We start from the raw sequence: 18,405 nt of genomic DNA on the forward strand, positions 1-18,405 counted from the left end.
ATTTAAATTTACAAAACACAACGAATTGTGTTTCGCTACGCCACCCCATGCCTCGTATAAAAACAAAGTGATTTTAGCTTCATTTTTTCTTGTTAAGTAGCCTTATATAATTTCCAACTAGCATATACAATGTCAGAAACTTCATATCCTTCTTCTGAACCTGTGGCACATATTTCACCGTATGTTACTCCAGAAACGCTCCAGCTATGATTAAGCTTCTCTGCAATCGCAAGGCTTTCCAAAACTGAGTGACTCCAATCTGTGCCTGAAAGTTCAAGTTCAAATTTAAGAATATTGATCTTTCGACCGCTAAGCTCACCAGAGGATTCTAAAATCGAAATGGCTTTCTTCCCGAAAACTCTTTCTAGCTTTTGAAGCATAAATCCTTTTCTGGCACCAGCGTACCAAATTTCCCAGTATTGATTCATTTCATTCACACAATCTACATAAAGGTTTTTAAATCAAATTAATATTTCTAATCAAAAGTTTCTCAAGCTATTCCATTTAATGCCTTTTTGATTCATTGCCTTAATTACTAGCACTAAATATCGCGAGAAAAAGTATGGCAGGCACAACAACGACCGTATCAACGGTGATAGCCAATGGCGTTGCGACTACTTTTTTGGTCACTTCGACAAAGCTATCGGGTCTTTCAACCCTCACGTTGTACCATTTATCGAGTTTTTCTAATGGCAGATCGCCTTCGATAATGTAACGCTCCCCTTTAATCATTCTTGTCAGACTGAGAGAGCCATTAGGTTTTTTCGTTGCAAAACCTAGCGACTGAACTTTTGCACGCAATTCATCCGTAGGGTTTCGCTCTTTCAAAGTTAACCGAACAGAACCCTGCACCCGATTTCTAACGTCTATTTTGAAATCTAGAAAATAAGGTAAAAACTCAACTTCCCGAGTTAACAGTAATGCCTCACCAAACTCTGCATCTATTGGAAATATAAAGCCAGTATTGTCTGCCGCGACGAAAAGTTGATTGGATTCTTTATTAAAGTAAAAACCTGTAATGTACAACACGTCTGAATTTTTTTGCCAAAGGGCTGATGTTGCACATCCATTTAGAAAAAATAAGGCAAGAAAGATAATCCGATGCATAGTATTTCCTTTTCATTATCTAGGTCTCAAAGATTTCAGAGGTCTCAAAAGTTTCATCCGTGATATTAAAAAGACTGTAATGTCCTTATTAGCGTCTTGAAAATCGCTTATCACGATGGTTACTCAATTAGGAGTATAAGTCAAATGAGACTTTAACAGGCTAAGTTTGCACAGTGTTTCGTTATTTGGTCTTTTGTTGGGTTACGCTGCGCTAACCCAACCTACGGTGAAGTCCTTTAAATGTCGAACATATTTATTTAGCACCAGCTTTCGTAGGTTGAGTTGTTGAAAGAAACCCAACGAAGTTGAAACTGATACTTCAGCGGCAACAGTGCTTGCGACGGTGCGTTGTTAATTAGGCTTTTTGTTGGGTTACGCTACGCTAACCCAACCTACGGTGAAGTCCTTTAAATGTCGAACATATTGATTTAGCACCAGCTTTCGTAGGTTGGGTTGATGAAAGAAACCCAACAGTGTTGAAACTTACACTTCAGCAGCAACAGAGCTTGCTATGGTACGTCGTTAATTAGGCATTTTGTTGGGTTACGCTACGCTAACCCAACCTACGGTGAAGTCCTTCAAAGTCGAACATATTTATTTAGCACCAGCTTTCGTAGGTTGGGTTGATGAAAGAAACCCAACGTGACTTTTTAATTTGCCATAAAAAAACGCCGACGAATCGGCGTTTTCTATCAGAGCCCGTAAGCTTAAAACTTACTAGGAGGTGTTGGCGCCTTAATCGATTTACGAGGGTTTTCATCTAAGTCTTTTAACAGCTCTTTCACCGCTCGTTCAAGTGATGGGTCGCTTCCGGCATGAATCAGCTCAGGACGATCGAGTACTTCGATATCTGGCGAAACACCTTCATTTTCAACCACCCAGTTTCCATCAGCATCCATAACCCGGAATGTAGCCGCTAATAATAAGCCGCCATCTGCTAAACCAGGATTACCACTAATTCCGATGAGACCACCCCAAGTGCGAGTACCAATTAACTTACCCAAGCCAAGTTTTCTAAAATAGAACGGAAGCGCGTCGCCGCCGGAGCTTGAATAACCATTAATCAGCATGGCTTTAGGGCCATCGTGTGCAATAAGCGGTGTTGCATTCGGCTTAAGACCACGGAACTTCCAATAGTTAAGGGTTTTACGCGATAAAATTTCAATCATTCTATCTGGAATAAAACCACCACCGTTGTATCGATCATCAATGATTAACGCATCTTTGGTAATTTGCGGTAAGAAGCGTTTATGGAGTTCTCGATTACCTTCGATTGCCGTGTTCGGTAAATGAAGGTAGCCAATGCGTCCACCCGACAACCTTTCGACCATTTTTGCACGCGACTCAACCCAATTCAAATAACGTAAATTCGTTTCGCTCGCGATTGGTTTAACAAATACCGTGCGTGCACCGCTGGTGCGAGCGCGATCATTCACTTCAATTTCTAGCGTACGATTTTGAGTATCTTGTAACAACTCAAAAATATTGTTCACGCTTTTCGTAGAAACACCGTTAATGCTTACAATATAATCTCCAGCGTTTACATTGACGCCAGGCTCAGTGAAAGGTGAGCGGAAGTTGTCGTCCCAGTTTTCACCCATAAACACTTTTTCTACTTTAAAGTAACCGCTTTTGTCTTTTGAAAACTCGGCCCCTAACAACCCATGTTGACGTCGTTCGGCGCGCGGTTGATCACCCGCGTTAACGTAAACGTGTCCTGCGTTTAATTCGCCCGCAATTTCACTGAACACATAGTCTAAGTCTGTACGGTGTGTCGCAGCGTCAACCCAAGGCTGATACTTCTCACGTACTTGTTTCCAATCCATACCATGAGTGTTTGGATCATAGAACCAATCGCGCAAGATTCGCCAACCATCAACGTACATTTGTTGCCATTCGGCTTTTGGATTAATGTTCATGGCCAAGTGCGTTAAATTAAGTTTATTATCCGCTACTTTTTGACCTGGCTTAGCATCAACAATGGCGTAATTGCTGCCACTTCTTACTAACGCTTTTTCACCATTGGCTGACAATACATAATCACTCACACTTTCAGCGACCGCTTTAAAGTCGTCTTGGCTGTTAATATCAAAGACTTTTAAGGTTGAGCCATTATTCGAACCATCGATAAAAAACACTTGATGTCCATTCGCTTGCAAGTTTCGATAATCGCCTGCATTTCCGGGCAACGCAATGACCCGTGCATCGAATCCAGCAAAGTCAACTTTTACATCTTTCGAACGATCTTGCTTGTCTTTCTTAGCATCCGACTTTTGACCCACTTCATCGCTTTTATAAGGCAACAATTGTGGCACATCATCGGTGAGCTGTGCCGCATACACACGAGTTGCGTTGTTGTATAAATAATTAAACTCAAAACTACTGAATGATAAGTTATAATCGCGATTCGATAAGAAGAACAAATAGTTGCCATCGGCACTGAAAACCGGAGACTGCTCGCTGGTTTTCTCAGACGTTAACTGACGTGCTTTACGACTGTCGGTATTGGCTAACCATATCGAACCATAACCGCTGGCTTCTTGCTTGGTGTAAACCACCCACTGACTGTCTGGCGACCAACGATAGTCGGTGATGTCGTTGGTATCTGAGCTATCGAGTTTCGATAAGCGCTTTGAGTCAACATTTAATAACCACAAGGTTTGGTTCTTATCAGAAAAAATTAATTTCTTGCTATCAGGAGACCAAACTGGAGCAAAACGCCAAATCGTACCATCGTCGGTTAATCGCGTGGCACCACCACTACCATCTTGCGAGCGAATATAAACATCGTACTCTCCACTCGCATCGCTTAAGTAAGCTATTTGCTTTCCATTAGGTGACCAGCTCACACTGATTTCACGAGCCGTTGGCGTTTTAGAAATGTTACGAATTACACCTTTGCTTGCAGGAACGGTAAATATTTCTCCGCGCGCTCCAAACACCGCTCGCTGACCATCGTTTGAAATATCCATCGATTCGATTTGACCGGCCACTGATTTATATTGTGAGACCAGCGCACCAGCTTGACCTTCAACGGTAATCGGTAACTTACTCGATTTTTCAGTCTTGGGATCAAAGCGATATAAGAAGCCATCATTCTCGTAAACAATGGCCGATGGTCCGGCAGATGCCCAGAGTGAATCATGAGTCGTATGGTTGGTTAGCTTTTTCGGACTTCCGCCTTTTTGATACTGATAAAGGTTTAACGTGTAATCACGATCACTCAAAAAGTAGATCTTATCACCGACCCAAACGGGTTGATTGTCAGTGCCCTTAAACGTTGTTAGTTGCTCGGAGGTATTATTTTCGAGATTGTAGATCCAAACATCTTGCGCACGGCCACCGCGATAGCGCTTCCAGGTTCTAAATTCACGGTCGATGGGTGTATAAACGTATTTCTTTCCGTCTGGAGAAAACATGCCTCCACCGGTTTCTGGAACGGCCAAAGGCTCCGCTAACCCACCATCGACAGGGACCAAGTAAGGACGTCCCATTCGCTCGCCCCAAGGAAGCCGATTACCACGCACTAATACATGCTTGTTGTCTGCACTCCAATCCATCACTCGGTAGTCGTATCCACCGCGTGGAGGCATTGGGCCTACGTCGTTATAGTAAGTAATTTGCTTTAAGCCGCTACCATCAAGGTTCATGGTATACACTTGGCGCGAACCATCGTACTCTCCAGCAAAAGCAATCTTCTTGCCATCGCGCGAAAATTTAGGAAAGGTTTCAAAACCCTCGTGCGACGTTAATCGTGTCGATTGACCACTATTGATGTCGGCAATGTAAATATCCCCTGCGTAAACAAAGGTCACCTTATCTTCATGAATATCGGCAAATCGTAATAATCGAGTGGGCTCTTGAGCTAGAGCGCTTGCCGAAGCAGCTACCCCAAGCCCTAGAGCTAAGGCTGTTTTGATTGTTGAAAATGCTTTTGGCATGAGCGAGTCCTAGAGTAAGTCATTGAAATAACACTATTCTTGTTAGGCTTATCGTTATAACGGTTATTCACGACGGATTCCAGCTTCTGCGAGGCTTAAATGTAACCGTGTTTTAATCGGTGATTGACTGACGACTTAAAAGCCTCAGCCTAGGTCACCTTTGCAATCATTAAAACTCTATTATTGACGGCTCTATTATTGAAAGCTCTTCCGCTTGATAGTCCTACTGTTTGTAAACTCTTGTGTTTGCATGCCCTGTGTTTGAAAGCCCTTGCGTTTGAAAAACCTACCATTAAAAAAACAAACTTGAAAAGTACTTGCGCTCGCAAGTATTTCATATATACTTGCGTACTCAAGTATATTTCAATCTTCTGGCTACTTTGATGGTCAGTTAAGAATAAAAGAGAGATCGTAATGAATATCAGTAGTCAATTTATTATCAAGAATGCACTGCTTTCGTCGCGCTTAAATAAGCGTGCAGGCAATCGATTAAGTGTGCATGGCATCAGCCTAACCGAGTTTTTAGTGATGGAATACCTGTATCCCCACAGTGAATCAGGTATCTCGCGCATTGAACTGGCGGATCATCTAGGCATGAGTGCGTCGGGCGTTACCCGCCTACTGTTGCCCATGGAGAAAACCCACCTACTCGAGAAAGTCAGCAATCCTAGAGACTCGCGTCAGAGTTTAGTTCGCTTAACCGATACAGGTAAAACTCTTTTTGATGATGCCAGCAATAGCTTTGATCATATTGCTGCTGATGCCACGTCAAAGCTATCAGAAGCGCAACAACAAAAAGCTATCGAACTATTCGAGAAACTTTTATAGATGATTGGTTTGAATCATTTAAACGTTGAGCTCAATATTGAACGCTGTGACTCCTTGGAATAGTTAGAATAAATCACGCTATCCAAGCGAGTCGTAGCCACATTGCAAGTACGGCTAAAAAGTTTATCGTAAAAACTAACCCTCTTAAGCGAATATTGTTCATTCCAATTTGAACCCAGCTATGCAAAAGCCGACCTACAACAAACGTCCACGCCAATACACCCAAAAGAAAATCATCGGTTTTCAAAATGACGCCGAATAAACACGCGACATAAAACAGCATGGGCCACTCGAACTGGTTAGATAAGTTAGCGCTAATTCTTGGCTCAATACGTTTACAGTGTTGACGCACTTGCTCAGATACCGCAACCCCCCAAACTGCTGGCGCTCGGTATAGTGTGAGTAAGCTATAAAGAATAGCTAACCAAAAGACATGTGCTAACATTGGAAAGAGCAAGTTGGTCATCATTGTATTTTCCAAAAGCATTAATGCCCTAGCATACTCGATTTGCTAACACAGGAACAACGAAATGAACAACCATCCACAACGTCCACCGATACCAAGTCAATTACCCATTGATAAGCGTAACAACGAAGCTGGTAATATTTGTCGCTACCTCAATACAGCCATCAAACGGGCACAACGACAAGGCCCTATTGATGAAATGAGACTTGATTTAAATCAAGCTGCGCGTGCCATTGAGCGATTTGAAAACCAACACAATGACACAGATTTAGTTGATCGCTGGAAAGAAGTACTCAAACAACTCGAGAGCTGTTACCACTATTTTACTCAAGCGTCACCTAATAAGACGGTAAAAAATGTGACGATTCTATTGGGCCTAAAAGTTGGTCAAATAGTTGGTCTGGTCGTGATGATAACGGTATTGTGTAAATATAAAAGATCAACAGTAACCGGCTATTTAAAAATAAAATCTATAAGAACCGGACTAAATATCCAATGAATAGCTCGCATTCAAAATCAATCGCTCGATCTCTTGAGGGAATTCATTGTCCCGATAATTTACAATATAGACATATTGATTTTTATTGACCGTTTTAACAAAATAACTTATGTGCTGTGTCGTAGCGTCGAGACGAATATAGTTTTGTTGCCATTCTTTTGGCTGATAATCCCCCAAGTTATCTCTCTTAAACATACTCGCAATACTATTTAAATAGGCAACATCATCGACTTGAACTATCTTTTCTTTGGCAATAATCACACTCGAAACCAACTGAAATTTATCGCCTTCAAACAGAATCAAACAATCAATAACATTCATGCCATCGTCGCCTTGCTCCATTTGTTCTAAACCATCTTTTAACGGATGCTCCTCTAAGTCGAGTAAAGACACATAACCTTCAGGAACACTAAACTTAACGTTTTTAGTTTTCGGCGGCTCTGCAAAACAAAGGCTAGCAGCAGTCAGCAGTAAAAAAGTAAGCAATCTTATCATTATTGTTATTCCTATTGTTTAAGTTTGTATGACTTATTAATCTGACTTATTTCATAACAGGCCGTGCCACATAACTCGACTCTTTTGAAGTCACATAAGTCACTGAGTCTATATTACCTTGCTCGTTTAAAGCAAACTGGTAATATCGCCCCATCTGGCCGCGAACCATAAACTTGGTTTCATTTACCGGAACAGGCTCAACAATGCGCTGGCCGGACTCTTTATACAGTAGCTGATTATCTTCAAGGATTAATTGAAAGCAACATGGCCTAGGTACTCCCTTACTTTAAAAATCTCTTTCCCTACAACAAAGACTCGATACATTGGATCATTAACGGTATTGTAGGCAGGAATATCGTTCCTTATTGGATTAATTCCTGCTGAAACAAGCCGTTCTTCTAATTCAACGGCATCAGATTCTTTCTCGAAAAATCCTACAATGTGCCAATGTTGCTGCTTAACAACGTAGTTAAAGAAATATTCTCAAGCTTCATCTTCGCTTATGGAGGTAAAGATAGGCTCTGAATCACAACCTCTCTCAGAGTAAAAGACAGCCCATTTACCATCTTTCATATCCAAGCAATAAGCGTCATCGCCTCTACCTAACACCGAAAAATTATTTGGGTTACAACCTTCGGAGCTCAATCTTTCTTGTAGCTCTCTTGCTTTCATAATGATTGCCTAATTCTCTAAGGAGAATTGCGCGATAGCGCATCTTTCTTGCTTTTATTGTTCACTATTTTTTCATATTGGTACATATTGATAAATATAATTGGCAAAATTGATCCAATAAAAAATAGCACTTCCTCAAAACCATTCACATAGACCGCTAGATAAATTGCAGCCTGAATCATTCCAAGTTGATACAGATAGAATCTGCGTTCGAATATATTTGATTGCTCGATAGCATTAAAGAACAAATGCCAGAAGGAATAAACACCAAACACGAAACTTAATAACGGATAAAAACTGCCAAAGTCTCCAATTAAAAACATAATGCCGAATGCACAAAGTCCTGTATAAGGAATTGCGAATATCAAAGATATAATTGCGTATGCTCTTATCTTCATATTTACTAATTAACATTTAAAGCAATGGCAGCCAAACGCGAATACAAATGAGTGGTTGTATATCACGCAGTCTTGTTTTGTTATACGGCACTTAAACTCTTGACCGAAAGTACCACAGACATTAGCAACCCTAAATAGTAAGCATTGCTTAATTTAAACTCTCTATCTCGAAGCTTCAGAACTATACCAAATAATACGAACACCCCAGGAATAAACAGGACGTTTTTTCCTAGTGCAAATGCCACAGTGGCTAGATACCTACTTTCCATGCCGTTCACAAGAGCTACAGAACTTAAGGAAGCGACAACGAGAATTAAAGATACCTTTAACGTAACGGGAACTTCAAATTCCGTATATTCAGTTTCACTACTTTTCATATTTATACATAACGGTTTATTGCGCAACTGGAGTTGCCACATAACTCGACTCTTTTGAAGTCACATAAGTCACTGAGTCTATATTACCTTGCTCGTTTAAAGCAAACTGGTAATATCCCCCCATCTGGCCGCGAACCATAAACTTGGTTTCACTTACTGGAAGAAGCTCAACAATGCGTTGGCTGGACTCTTTATACAGTAGCTGATTATCTTCATGCACAAGTTGAAAGGGCGTCGTATCGTCCCACTGATATTGACCTGCATATTGTCTCACGTCGATCTTTGAATCGATTTGTATCTCAGTTGCAAGGATTCGCTCGATAAAACGCTTGAGTCTCTCTGGGTTTGTATCTTGAAAACTCACTTTATTGTCAAATTTAGAGTACAGAAGACTGAACTCAGGGCTCTTAAAAATCGCTTCGCTACTTTCTCCTTGGCGATGTTTTAAGACGACTAAATTAGCCAGCTCTTTGGTTACCGCCAGATAGCTTTGCAATTGCTTTGCATTGATAACAAACCCATGTCCGGCAATGTATTTGGTCTGTTCGTCACCAAGGTTAAGGGCATAAGAAATAGCCTTGTCTAAGCCGGCTATGCCACCTTGGTAAAAAGTTGGATGAGAAATGTTCGTCAATATGTCACCCATAAATACGACATTAGCGGATGGAATATGAACAATCGCATCAGAGAACGAGTGTGCAACCGCACTCTTCATTTCGATTTGAATATCATCACTTAAATTAAGCGCAAGGTAATCTTTAAAGCATAGGTCACAATCAACGTTTGAGTGGCTAATGTTCTTTTGACCAATAACCAGCGCACCTTGTTTTCGGTAGTGTTCGTTTACCCCGGTATGATCAAAGTCGCCATGCGTATTAACGATGTATGTCACGGGGAGTTTTGTTAGCTTCTCAACGACCTTAATCAATTTCTCTGAATGTTTGCTTACCAGAGTATCCACTAGCAATACTTTTTCATCGGCAATGACTAAACCAACATTCGCACCTACCCTTTCTCCCGTGAGTAAAAAAACATTCTCAGAAAGCGCGGTAACTTTTAGTTCTTGTGGTTGCTCAGAAGCGGTTGCCACACAACTACACAATAAGATACTCGCTATAGTCAGCATTCGAATTAACATATTACTTCCTTAAAACTTTTAAACTTGTTAACCGTATAATTTTTAAACATTAAATACAGATCTTTTAAGCATTACTTTGAGTTAAATAAGACAATGGAGCTTTTCCATCTGAGCTGAGGAGAGCTTACAAACACCCCTCAATGAAATGTATTGATTGATCACCAAGACGAAAACGAGTCACTACATCGTTTTCAGTTTCAAATATCATCCCTAGCTTGTCGTCTATTTTTACTTCGAGGTATTCCCCATCAGGCGCAATGTAAGGATGCGGTGTCGCCTTAACACTTGCGTAGGTTTTCATGACATCATCTTTAGTCGAACCAATGCGAACACCTTCTTTGGTCGATACCTGACTGTTACCGACTACATCAATCCTTGATACAACGCCATCTAATATCATAAAGTGGACATCGCTATTATTGGTGTCGTTAGAAATTAAATAATAACAAGTTGAACCAGGTTCATAAGAATCCTTGGTGCTTTCGAAAGACTTTAAAATTTTGAGCGCTTCAGATTCAGTTACGCCAATCGCAACACCATTATACGAGTTATTCGATAGTGACTCTGAATAAGCCGTTGAAGCAAACAATAGCAAAATAAAGGACTTCCACATGGCGCTTCCTCAAAAAATTTTTAACTTTCTTGCTTCAAAATAAGCCTAACTCTCTCATCGATTTCTTCCACCAACTCCGGATCCATATATTGATACTCATCAGGAATATCGAGTACGTATAGTGGTTTATGCTCAATCAAGCGAGTGAACTCTGCTAAAAGACGGCTTCTGTGCTTATTTTCCATAACAAAGATATAATCAGCCCAGCGGATATCCGCCGGGCTAACCGTTCTTTTTGCATTAGGACTGGTGCCTGCCGACCGGGCATTAAAACCAGAGCGTTTTCTCCAGATTTCTTCGCCCGTTGGACTGCGCCATTGATTACGACTGCAAATAAAGAGCAGATTAACACTACTCTTCATCGAAGAGCGATTCATTCGAAGTAACCTCCTGCTCGACGATTTGCCGCTGGTTTTTGACCGGATAGTCAAAACCTAGTTGCTTAGCTCTTGCGAGCTTATTTCTACGTAAGTACATTAACTTCCAGTTCTTTTCAGGCTTATACAGCTCGCCCGATCCCATTCCTTTGCTTCGATTGATTCTCTTCTTGAACCGTCTCCAAGCTCTGTTTCTATTATTACTCATTGCTCTTTCCTTTAATCATTACCGGGTTCAGCAGCCGCGGTAATACGGAAAGAAATCTATTCAACGGTGATAATTAACGCCCCAACTTTTATTTTGGGTTCAAATTGTCTTTAAGGTTTAAATTCTTTTTAGGGTTTAAATCCTGATAATGGGCTAAAGCCCCTTTCGACCACATTCAGATCTATTCGAAGTTCGCTAGGTACTCAACTGTCTATTTTATCGTATTACTTTGGTAAAAAATCAAAATCGAAAATACGATTTCAATACCACCGCCAATAAATGCTCCAGCAATAAACGGCAATGATAAAGCTGCGCTTAAAAAGCCAGACAGCATTAGTAGCCCACCGAGTACCCAATAAGTTCTTAATCCATAAAGTGTTTGAAAAACCAAATACCTGGCTCCAATCGCAAGCAGCATAATCGGATAAAACAAAGCGCTATTAAATTGAGCAACGACGAAAGCTATGAATAACCCTGCGAATAAAATACCCAGACTCTCAACCGCTAATTTGCCAAGCACATTATCAGACGCATGTTTACCGGAATGTCCAAACACCTTTGAAAGCAACATAGAAAGAGGGAAGATAAGCATTCCACCAATAAACAAGGTAATCATGCTGTGCATTGGTTGCAGATAAATCCCGACAACGCCTGCGATGCACCAAATCACCCCAGACGCTAAAGCTCCAGTCGCTCCACCAACATAGGATTCGACCATATTTTTTTGAGACTGGATAAAATCCATCCATTTAATTCCTTTCGTTTGCCCCAATGACACGCTTGCGTAATCAAAACATATTGTTAGACGCATATGATGCATCAATCTTAAATTATGTCTGAATGACATTGTTGGGTTACGCTGCGCTAACCCAACCTACCATACAACTTACTTCGACGAACGACTTTCTTCGGCAAGACTATTTGCTTCCACGATACTGATTGAGCTCTTCCAAAAGCCAATCTTGGCTTTTTTGCTTGTCGCCATCGCAGCTTACGTAATAAAACTTTCCTGACATAGTGCTCTTTGTTGCACTGAGCTCAATGAATTTTTCAGCTGAATCGATATCATCTTCATAGTGATCGTATTTACGTTTAATATGTTTGAGCGCATCTTTAGCCGAATGCTCATCACCATTGCGAACAAAGGTGCAGCTGGACTGCTCAATAAAACTAAGTAGGTGATTAATTTCTTTCTGCATGGTCTCAGTAGTGGCATGTGCGTTTGAGGCAACAACCAACAGCAATAAGCCGCCAAGCAACATCGTGAACTTAAACTTCATAATCATTCCTTCACATTCAGTTTTTATAAATCGGTATTTATTCAACCTTACACTTATTTCGGTGATTCGAGCTGTTTCAAGTAATCAGACAAGAAACTGACCACATCGGTAAAGCCAGCTTTAACCAAAGCATAAATTGCGTCTATATCTAGAGGCTGTTTTTCCATACCAGCGCCCCAATTGGCCACCAAACACAATGAGCAATAGCCTATGTCTAACTCTCTTGCTAAAACGGCTTCTGGCATCATGGTCATACCGACCAAATCACAACCATCGCGCTGCAGGCGACGCACTTCAGCGGCAGTCTCCAACCTTGGACCTTGTGTCACCGCATAGGTTCCGAAGTGAGACATTGGCATACCAACTTGATTGGCATAGTCAATCATCGAATCGCGTAAGCTGTGGGCAAATGGAAAACTGAAGTCAATGTGTTTCATCGGCTTATGCAGACCATCAAAAAAGGTTTGTTCGCGTCCATAGGTGTAATCGATGATCTGTTCTGGGCAAACCCAAGTACCCGGAGCCATAGAGTCATGTAAGCCCCCCACCGTATTCACGGCAATAATTTGCTCGACGCCTAGCTGTCCAAGAACATCGATATTGGCTCGATAATTAATTTGATGCGGGGCAATCGACGAATTGACGCCATGACGCGCCATAAAATACACATCATTATTGAATAGTGATGATTTAAACACCGTCGATGAGACTTCGCCATATTCAGACGTTAAACTCAATTCTTCGGTTAATTCGAGTCCTGCGTATTGACGTAAGTCGGTACCACAGATTAAAGCTACTTTAGTCACTTTTGGTTACCTATTTCCTTGAGATTATTTGCGTCATTATCAATAACCCAATTAAAAATAACAATCCCTAATTGCTTGGTATATCGGTCAAGTCGGAGCGAAATGGGCGCGCGTAGTAGATTTCAGGTCTATAAATCCGAGGAAAATCGGTCATCAAAAAATAATCACATCCAAAGATAATCTGTTCCATAGCGATAACTGGTCGACGATAGTGATATGAAATATCATTTCTTCTAGAGTTTAAAGTGCATTTTTATGAATTATTTATTGAATTCATCTAGGTCAGTTTTTAATGTTCTTTTGCTTCGCCATAGAAGCCAGCTCTAAATCAACGCATTGACTCGTTGAGTAAATAGAACAAGGATGTTCTTTGTGACAGGAAGTTACTAAGCATGTTCGACAATATCTGACATCATACAATTCATAAAAAGGAATTTTTCATGAATAATCAATTAGGGATAACTAAATACTTATTGCTTTTTATTAGCTATAAATTACTGCTATTGCTTATTCTACAACTAGCCCGAAATAACCTTGCCTATTACAACCTCTACTACGAAATTTTTCACGCTATTGCACTGAGCCTATTTGCATTACTTATTTTTAAGCGAGAAAAGATCACCAATCAATTGCTTGAATACAGCTTTTCTTACCTTAATGAAAAGCAAGGGCAATTTTTAGGCATTACCTTATTTATATTGCTGTGTATTTTTTTTATTCCGATTCATCATTCAGCAACGTTTGTCACCTACGCTCTTTTTAGCCCAGATGAATTGCAAAAAATATTAAGTATCGAACCAAAAACTCCAAGCCTGCCATTTGATCAAATCGTCCGTTCAACATTTATCAGCCCAATATTGATCGAAATTGAATTTCGATTTTTATTGCTGTTGGTTTTACTCCAGCGATTTTGCAGTTTACTGAGCGTACTCATTGCTTCTTGCATTTATGCCATCGTTCAACTTGACTGGACGATGCTCTTTTACGGATTCGTTCTCTCGTTTATTTTTCTTCGCTATGGGCTTGTTTCAGCGATTACCGCTCATGCCATATTTAGCCTCATTCAACTCACCGTTCACCAAAACCACTACTATCACCTATTTACAGAACTACCTTTAGTTACTTACTTTAGTGCGTTCGCCTACCTACTGCTGTTCTATTTAATCCTCCGCTTCTGCTTCGAGTATCAGCACAAAAACTGGCGTCCCTTCACCTTACTAAAAGCAGGATATTCGTAAATTTGACGAAAATTCGGCGATTTGATACGTCGAAGTACGCTTTCGAAAGTCGTTAACCCATTGAAATTAATAAATTAAATAAAATGGCCTCGTATTTGCTTCCAGTCAAAAGAAAGCTTTTAAAAAACCCGACTTAAGCAAGACAGGAAATCTATGCGTTTAATTAAAAAGACATTAGTCACCCTCATAGGCTTGGCCATCGTATTGATTGGTGTGGTTTTTATTATTCTACCTGGCCCGGCCATTTTGATTATTCCACTTGGCTTAGCATTACTCGCAACCGAGTACCCAATTGCAAAGCGTTGGTTACGGATTTTTCAACAAAGAATGCGGGCAACAGCCGAATGGCTGGACCAGAAATGGCGAGCCTTTCGTCGTTAGTATGCGTCCGGTTATTGGAGGGATAAAAAAAGGGCGATGAAATATCGCCCTTAAAACTTTTTTAGCTCGGTTAAGCCACTTCAATTACAACGCTTAACACCTAATCAGTATCACATGTTACGTCGATACTGCCCACCTACCTGATATAGGGCATTAGAAATTTGCCCCAAGGTACAGTACTTGGTCGCTTCCATCAGCTCAGAGAATATATTTTGGTTCGCCAAGGCTGCATTTTGAACGGCATTTAATACTTGGGTGCCTTCATCAGTAAATCGAGCATGTTGCTTCTCGACGGTTGCAATTTGGTACTCACGCTCTTCTTTAGTCGAACGAATAACTTCTTGAGGAATCGTGGTAGGAGAACCCTTCGATGACAAGAAGGTATTTACACCGATAATGGGAAGCTCACCGGTATGCTTAAGCGTCTCGTAGTACAAAGACTCTTCTTGGATCTTAGAGCGCTGATACATGGTTTCCATCGCACCAAGAACGCCACCGCGCTCAGAAATGCGCTCAAACTCCATTAATACCGCTTCTTCTACTAACTCGGTTAACTCTTCGATAATAAACGCGCCTTGCAGCGGGTTTTGATTGGTCGCTAAACCTAATTCACGATTAATAATTAACTGAATGGCCATTGCACGACGCACTGACTCTTCCGTCGGCGTGGTGATCGCTTCATCATAAGCATTGGTGTGCAATGAATTACAGTTATCGTAAATAGCATACAGCGCTTGCAAAGTCGTTCGAATATCGTTGAAGTCAATTTCTTGCGCATGCAATGAACGCCCAGATGTTTGTATGTGATATTTCAACATTTGTGAACGCGCATCGGCTTTATAAAGATGTTTCAGCGCTTTCGACCAGATACGTCTGGCAACACGTCCCATCACGGCGTATTCAGGATCCATTCCATTTGAAAAGAAGAATGAAAAGTTAGGCGCGAACTTATTAATATCCATGCCACGAGCAAGGTAGTATTCAATAAAGGTAAATCCGTTGGCTAAGGTAAATGCCAATTGAGAAATCGGGTTAGCCCCCGCCTCGGCAATGTGATAGCCAGAGATCGACACGGAGTAGAAGTTTCTAACATTATTAACAATAAAATACTCTTGAACGTCACCCATTAAACGCAGCGCAAATTCCGTTGAGAAAATACAGGTATTTTGTGCTTGATCTTCTTTTAGAATATCCGCTTGAACCGTTCCGCGAACCGCACTTAATGTGTCGGTTTTAATTTTTTGATAAACGTCTTGAGGTAACACTTGATCACCGGTTACCCCAAGAAGCATTAAGCCCAACCCATCATTACCTTCTGGAAGTTCTCCCTGATAAGTAGGTACTGGTTGCCCTTTCTCTTTATAGATGGCTTCAATTTTTGCTTTAACCTCGGCTTCTAGTCCCTGCTCTTTAATGTAGATTTCACATTGCTGATCAATCGCTGCATTCATAAAGAAACCGACTAAAATCGGTGCCGGACCATTGATGGTCATCGAGACCGATGTTTTTGGATCGGCAAGATTAAATCCAGAATATAATTTCTTAGCGTCATCAAGACAGCAAATCGACACGCCTGAATTACCAATCTTTCCATAAATATCAGGACGAAAATCAGGATCTTCACCGTACAAGGTTACCGAATCGAAGGCGGTCGATAATCGTTTTGCTGGCATGCCGAGTGACACGTAATGAAAACGTCGGTTGGTTCGTTCCGGGCCGCCTTCACCAGCGAACATACGCGTTGGATCTTCACCCTCGCGTTTAAATGGAAATACGCCCGCGGTGTAAGGGAATTCACCCGGAAAGTTTTCTTGTAAGTTCCATTTAAGTATATCGCCCCAACTTCGATATTTTGGCACTGAAATTTTAGGTATTTTATTGTGTGACAAAGATTCTGACTTGGTTTGAACTTTAATGTCTTTACCGCGCACTTGATAAACAAACTCGTCCGACTCGTATGCTTGTTTTTTATCATCCCAAGTCTCAAGTACCTTACGGTTTTGACCATCCAATTTTAGTTCAATTTCTTGATAAGCTTTTTCTAAAGTCGGAACAACCTCATTGCCAGCGCTGTCTGACATTTCATTGATGGTCGACATCGATTGTTTTAGACCATACAATTTTTCAGCGACTTCGGCTTGTTCGTTCACCCACTCATCATACTTACGGTTATTCTCTGCAATTTCAGCTAAATAACGAGTACGCTTAGGAGGAATGATGTAAATTTTTTCTGACATTTCATCCGTCATTTCAAAACTGGAGTTTAATTCAGCTCCTGTTTTAACGACCAACTCATCCATAATCGCTTTGTATAATGCATTGGTGCCGGGATCATTAAACTGACTAGCAATGGTTCCGTATACCGGCATATCTTCAACATTTTTATCAAACAAGGTGTTGTTGCGTTGATACTGTTTTTTAACGTCTCGCAACGCATCTAACGCACCGCGTTTGTCAAACTTATTAATCGCGACAATATCGGCGAAATCAAGCATATCGATCTTTTCAAGTTGCGTCGCGGCACCAAACTCTGGCGTCATGACATACATCGACATATTAGAATGCTCAACAATTTCGGTATCCGATTGTCCGATACCTGAGGTTTCTAAAATAACTAAATCAAAACCGGCGGCTTTTACAATATTGACCGCGTCTTGCACATGCGGCGATAAGGCTAAGTTTGATTGGCGAGTGGCTAATGAACGCATATACACACGCTCATTGTTAATCGCATTCATACGGATGCGATCACCTAACAAGGCTCCGCCAGTTTTACGCTTGGATGGATCGACCGAAATGATCGCAATATTTTTATCTTCAAAATCTAATAAAAAGCGGCGCACTAACTCATCCACCAAGGATGACTTACCAGCACCGCCTGTTCCAGTAATACCCAAGACCGGTGTCTTTGAAGCGTCCGCCTTTGCTTTGATCTCATTCAACAAATCACGGCTTTGCTCGCCATGATTCTCCGCCGCCGAAATCAATCTGGCTAACGCATGATGATCACGCGCCGACACGCGAGAGGCTTCATCAGTGATATTCGCTCCGGTGGTAAAATCAGAGCGCATAACCAAATCGTTGATCATGCCCTGTAACCCCATTTCACGGCCATCGTCAGGCGAATAAACCTTAGTAATGCCATGGGCGTGCAGCTCTTCAATCTCATCAGGAAGAATAACGCCACCGCCGCCAGCGAAGACCTTAATGTGCCCGCACCCACGCTCTTCTAATAAGTCGTGCATGTACTTTAGATACTCAACATGCCCACCTTGGTATGAAGTCATTGCAATGGCTTGCACATCTTCTTGAATCGCACAGTCAACAATCTCTTGCACGGAACGGTTGTGGCCCAAATGGATGACTTCGCAACCGGTCGACTGAATAATACGGCGCATTATATTGATCGCCGCATCATGACCATCGAACAAGGAAGCAGCGGTCACAACCCGTACTTTATTCTGAGATTGGTAAGGAACTGATTTATCGGCCATAAGTGTTACCACCTGTACTTTATGTTGGCTTTAAACTCGTAACTCTTTGTTTTTTAATAAATAATCAAGATTTCACTGAATCTTGCT

At 41.2% G+C, this 18,405-nt stretch carries 19 protein-coding genes; 4 read left to right on the forward strand and 15 right to left on the reverse strand.

All coding sequences use genetic code 11. The features are described from left to right. Window positions 1-92: 92 nt before the first annotated feature. The 3 genes from Q9312_RS07885 to Q9312_RS07895 all read right to left on the reverse strand — a co-directional run bounded on the left by Q9312_RS07885 (window position 93) and on the right by Q9312_RS07895 (window position 5,048). Entirely contained in the window at window positions 93-428 is a 336-nt protein-coding gene (locus tag Q9312_RS07885) for a hypothetical protein (protein ID WP_309204047.1), read from the reverse strand. Between the two features lie 100 nt (window positions 429-528). Beyond that, window positions 529-1,107 (reverse strand): hypothetical protein, encoded by a 579-nt coding sequence (locus Q9312_RS07890; RefSeq protein WP_309204048.1) that lies wholly within the window; start codon window positions 1,105-1,107, stop codon window positions 529-531. Between the two features lie 707 nt (window positions 1,108-1,814). Beyond that, window positions 1,815-5,048 (reverse strand): S41 family peptidase, encoded by a 3,234-nt coding sequence (locus tag Q9312_RS07895; protein ID WP_309204049.1) that lies wholly within the window; start codon window positions 5,046-5,048, stop codon window positions 1,815-1,817. Window positions 5,049-5,462: 414 nt separating this feature from the next. Between Q9312_RS07895 and Q9312_RS07900 the strand changes: the two genes are divergently transcribed. Continuing rightward, entirely contained in the window at window positions 5,463-5,876 is a 414-nt protein-coding gene (locus Q9312_RS07900; RefSeq protein ID WP_309204050.1) for a MarR family winged helix-turn-helix transcriptional regulator, read from the forward strand. Window positions 5,877-5,949: 73 nt separating this feature from the next. On the opposite strand, the gene Q9312_RS07905 is transcribed toward Q9312_RS07900, so the two are convergent. Then, the gene (locus Q9312_RS07905) at window positions 5,950-6,345 is read right to left on the reverse strand and encodes an MAPEG family protein (RefSeq protein WP_309204051.1); all 396 of its coding nucleotides are present in this window, start codon (window positions 6,343-6,345) and stop codon (window positions 5,950-5,952) included. Window positions 6,346-6,406: 61 nt separating this feature from the next. Between Q9312_RS07905 and Q9312_RS07910 the strand changes: the two genes are divergently transcribed. Then, entirely contained in the window at window positions 6,407-6,841 is a 435-nt protein-coding gene (locus Q9312_RS07910) for a hypothetical protein (protein ID WP_309204052.1), read from the forward strand. Here Q9312_RS07910 and Q9312_RS07915 read toward each other — a convergent pair. From Q9312_RS07915 to Q9312_RS07960, 10 genes are all read right to left on the reverse strand, one after another. Further along, window positions 6,827-7,336 carry a hypothetical protein gene (locus tag Q9312_RS07915; protein ID WP_309204053.1) on the reverse strand — a complete coding sequence of 170 codons (510 nt, stop codon included), beginning with the start codon at window positions 7,334-7,336 and terminating at the stop codon, window positions 6,827-6,829. The genes Q9312_RS07910 and Q9312_RS07915 overlap by 15 nt on opposite strands. Window positions 7,337-8,025: 689 nt before the next feature. Then, window positions 8,026-8,406 (reverse strand): hypothetical protein, encoded by a 381-nt coding sequence (locus tag Q9312_RS07920; RefSeq protein WP_309204054.1) that lies wholly within the window; start codon window positions 8,404-8,406, stop codon window positions 8,026-8,028. Window positions 8,407-8,486: 80 nt separating this feature from the next. Continuing rightward, window positions 8,487-8,825, reverse strand: a complete 339-nt coding sequence (locus Q9312_RS07925) for a hypothetical protein (protein ID WP_309204055.1) — start codon at window positions 8,823-8,825, stop codon at window positions 8,487-8,489. Continuing rightward, the gene (locus tag Q9312_RS07930) at window positions 8,800-9,921 is read right to left on the reverse strand and encodes an MBL fold metallo-hydrolase (protein WP_309204056.1); all 1,122 of its coding nucleotides are present in this window, start codon (window positions 9,919-9,921) and stop codon (window positions 8,800-8,802) included. The genes Q9312_RS07925 and Q9312_RS07930 overlap by 26 nt, the downstream gene beginning before the upstream one ends. A 124-nt stretch (window positions 9,922-10,045) precedes the next feature. After that, window positions 10,046-10,534, reverse strand: a complete 489-nt coding sequence (locus Q9312_RS07935; RefSeq protein WP_309204057.1) for a hypothetical protein — start codon at window positions 10,532-10,534, stop codon at window positions 10,046-10,048. A gap of 20 nt (window positions 10,535-10,554) precedes the next feature. Beyond that, a complete protein-coding gene (locus Q9312_RS07940; RefSeq protein WP_309204058.1) occupies window positions 10,555-10,911 on the reverse strand; it encodes a low molecular weight protein tyrosine phosphatase family protein in 357 nt (118 codons plus the stop codon). After that, the gene (locus tag Q9312_RS07945) at window positions 10,886-11,119 is read right to left on the reverse strand and encodes a hypothetical protein (protein ID WP_309204059.1); all 234 of its coding nucleotides are present in this window, start codon (window positions 11,117-11,119) and stop codon (window positions 10,886-10,888) included. The genes Q9312_RS07940 and Q9312_RS07945 overlap by 26 nt, the downstream gene beginning before the upstream one ends. Before the next feature lie 211 nt (window positions 11,120-11,330). Next, complete coding sequence (locus Q9312_RS07950) at window positions 11,331-11,864, reverse strand: DUF7010 family protein (RefSeq protein WP_309204060.1); 534 nt, start codon at window positions 11,862-11,864, stop codon at window positions 11,331-11,333. A 172-nt stretch (window positions 11,865-12,036) separates the two neighbouring features. Then, window positions 12,037-12,399: a DUF5329 domain-containing protein gene (locus Q9312_RS07955; RefSeq protein WP_309204061.1), complete on the reverse strand. Its 363-nt coding sequence runs from the start codon at window positions 12,397-12,399 to the stop codon at window positions 12,037-12,039. 53 nt (window positions 12,400-12,452) lie between these two features. Further along, entirely contained in the window at window positions 12,453-13,205 is a 753-nt protein-coding gene (locus tag Q9312_RS07960) for an S-methyl-5'-thioinosine phosphorylase (RefSeq protein WP_309204062.1), read from the reverse strand. A gap of 440 nt (window positions 13,206-13,645) precedes the next feature. On the opposite strand from Q9312_RS07960, the gene Q9312_RS07965 reads away from it, so the two are divergent. Both Q9312_RS07965 and Q9312_RS07970 read left to right on the forward strand, forming a co-directional pair. Then, on the forward strand, window positions 13,646-14,443 hold the full coding sequence (locus Q9312_RS07965) for a CPBP family glutamic-type intramembrane protease (protein WP_309204063.1): 798 nt from the start codon (window positions 13,646-13,648) through the stop codon (window positions 14,441-14,443). Window positions 14,444-14,596: 153 nt separating this feature from the next. Further along, a complete protein-coding gene (locus Q9312_RS07970; protein ID WP_309204064.1) occupies window positions 14,597-14,824 on the forward strand; it encodes a PGPGW domain-containing protein in 228 nt (75 codons plus the stop codon). 110 nt (window positions 14,825-14,934) lie between these two features. Here Q9312_RS07970 and Q9312_RS07975 read toward each other — a convergent pair whose 3' ends face one another. Next, entirely contained in the window at window positions 14,935-18,318 is a 3,384-nt protein-coding gene (locus tag Q9312_RS07975) for a methylmalonyl-CoA mutase family protein (protein WP_309204065.1), read from the reverse strand. Window positions 18,319-18,405 lie beyond the last annotated feature (87 nt).

Origin of the sequence: Pleionea litopenaei, from assembly GCF_031198435.1 — a bacterium.
Lineage (GTDB): Bacteria > Pseudomonadota > Gammaproteobacteria > Enterobacterales > Kangiellaceae > Pleionea > Pleionea litopenaei.

What these genes read in the sequence shown, in the direction of transcription:
- Q9312_RS07900 (WP_309204050.1), top strand. Translation starts at nt 5,463, where the DNA reads ATGAATATCAGTAGTCAATTTATTATCAAGAATGCACTGCTTTCGTCG.
- Q9312_RS07895 (WP_309204049.1), bottom strand. Translation starts at nt 5,048, where the DNA reads ATGCCAAAAGCATTTTCAACAATCAAAACAGCCTTAGCTCTAGGGCTT.
- Q9312_RS07965 (WP_309204063.1), top strand. Translation starts at nt 13,646, where the DNA reads ATGAATAATCAATTAGGGATAACTAAATACTTATTGCTTTTTATTAGC.
- Q9312_RS07940 (WP_309204058.1), bottom strand. Translation starts at nt 10,911, where the DNA reads ATGAATCGCTCTTCGATGAAGAGTAGTGTTAATCTGCTCTTTATTTGC.
- Q9312_RS07930 (WP_309204056.1), bottom strand. Translation starts at nt 9,921, where the DNA reads ATGTTAATTCGAATGCTGACTATAGCGAGTATCTTATTGTGTAGTTGT.
- Q9312_RS07890 (WP_309204048.1), bottom strand. Translation starts at nt 1,107, where the DNA reads ATGCATCGGATTATCTTTCTTGCCTTATTTTTTCTAAATGGATGTGCA.
- Q9312_RS07955 (WP_309204061.1), bottom strand. Translation starts at nt 12,399, where the DNA reads ATGAAGTTTAAGTTCACGATGTTGCTTGGCGGCTTATTGCTGTTGGTT.
- Q9312_RS07925 (WP_309204055.1), bottom strand. Translation starts at nt 8,825, where the DNA reads ATGTGGCAACTCCAGTTGCGCAATAAACCGTTATGTATAAATATGAAA.
- Q9312_RS07935 (WP_309204057.1), bottom strand. Translation starts at nt 10,534, where the DNA reads ATGTGGAAGTCCTTTATTTTGCTATTGTTTGCTTCAACGGCTTATTCA.
- Q9312_RS07975 (WP_309204065.1), bottom strand. Translation starts at nt 18,318, where the DNA reads ATGGCCGATAAATCAGTTCCTTACCAATCTCAGAATAAAGTACGGGTT.
- Q9312_RS07920 (WP_309204054.1), bottom strand. Translation starts at nt 8,406, where the DNA reads ATGAAGATAAGAGCATACGCAATTATATCTTTGATATTCGCAATTCCT.
- Q9312_RS07945 (WP_309204059.1), bottom strand. Translation starts at nt 11,119, where the DNA reads ATGAGTAATAATAGAAACAGAGCTTGGAGACGGTTCAAGAAGAGAATC.
- Q9312_RS07950 (WP_309204060.1), bottom strand. Translation starts at nt 11,864, where the DNA reads ATGGATTTTATCCAGTCTCAAAAAAATATGGTCGAATCCTATGTTGGT.
- Q9312_RS07910 (WP_309204052.1), top strand. Translation starts at nt 6,407, where the DNA reads ATGAACAACCATCCACAACGTCCACCGATACCAAGTCAATTACCCATT.
- Q9312_RS07905 (WP_309204051.1), bottom strand. Translation starts at nt 6,345, where the DNA reads ATGATGACCAACTTGCTCTTTCCAATGTTAGCACATGTCTTTTGGTTA.
- Q9312_RS07915 (WP_309204053.1), bottom strand. Translation starts at nt 7,336, where the DNA reads ATGATAAGATTGCTTACTTTTTTACTGCTGACTGCTGCTAGCCTTTGT.
- Q9312_RS07970 (WP_309204064.1), top strand. Translation starts at nt 14,597, where the DNA reads ATGCGTTTAATTAAAAAGACATTAGTCACCCTCATAGGCTTGGCCATC.
- Q9312_RS07885 (WP_309204047.1), bottom strand. Translation starts at nt 428, where the DNA reads ATGAATCAATACTGGGAAATTTGGTACGCTGGTGCCAGAAAAGGATTT.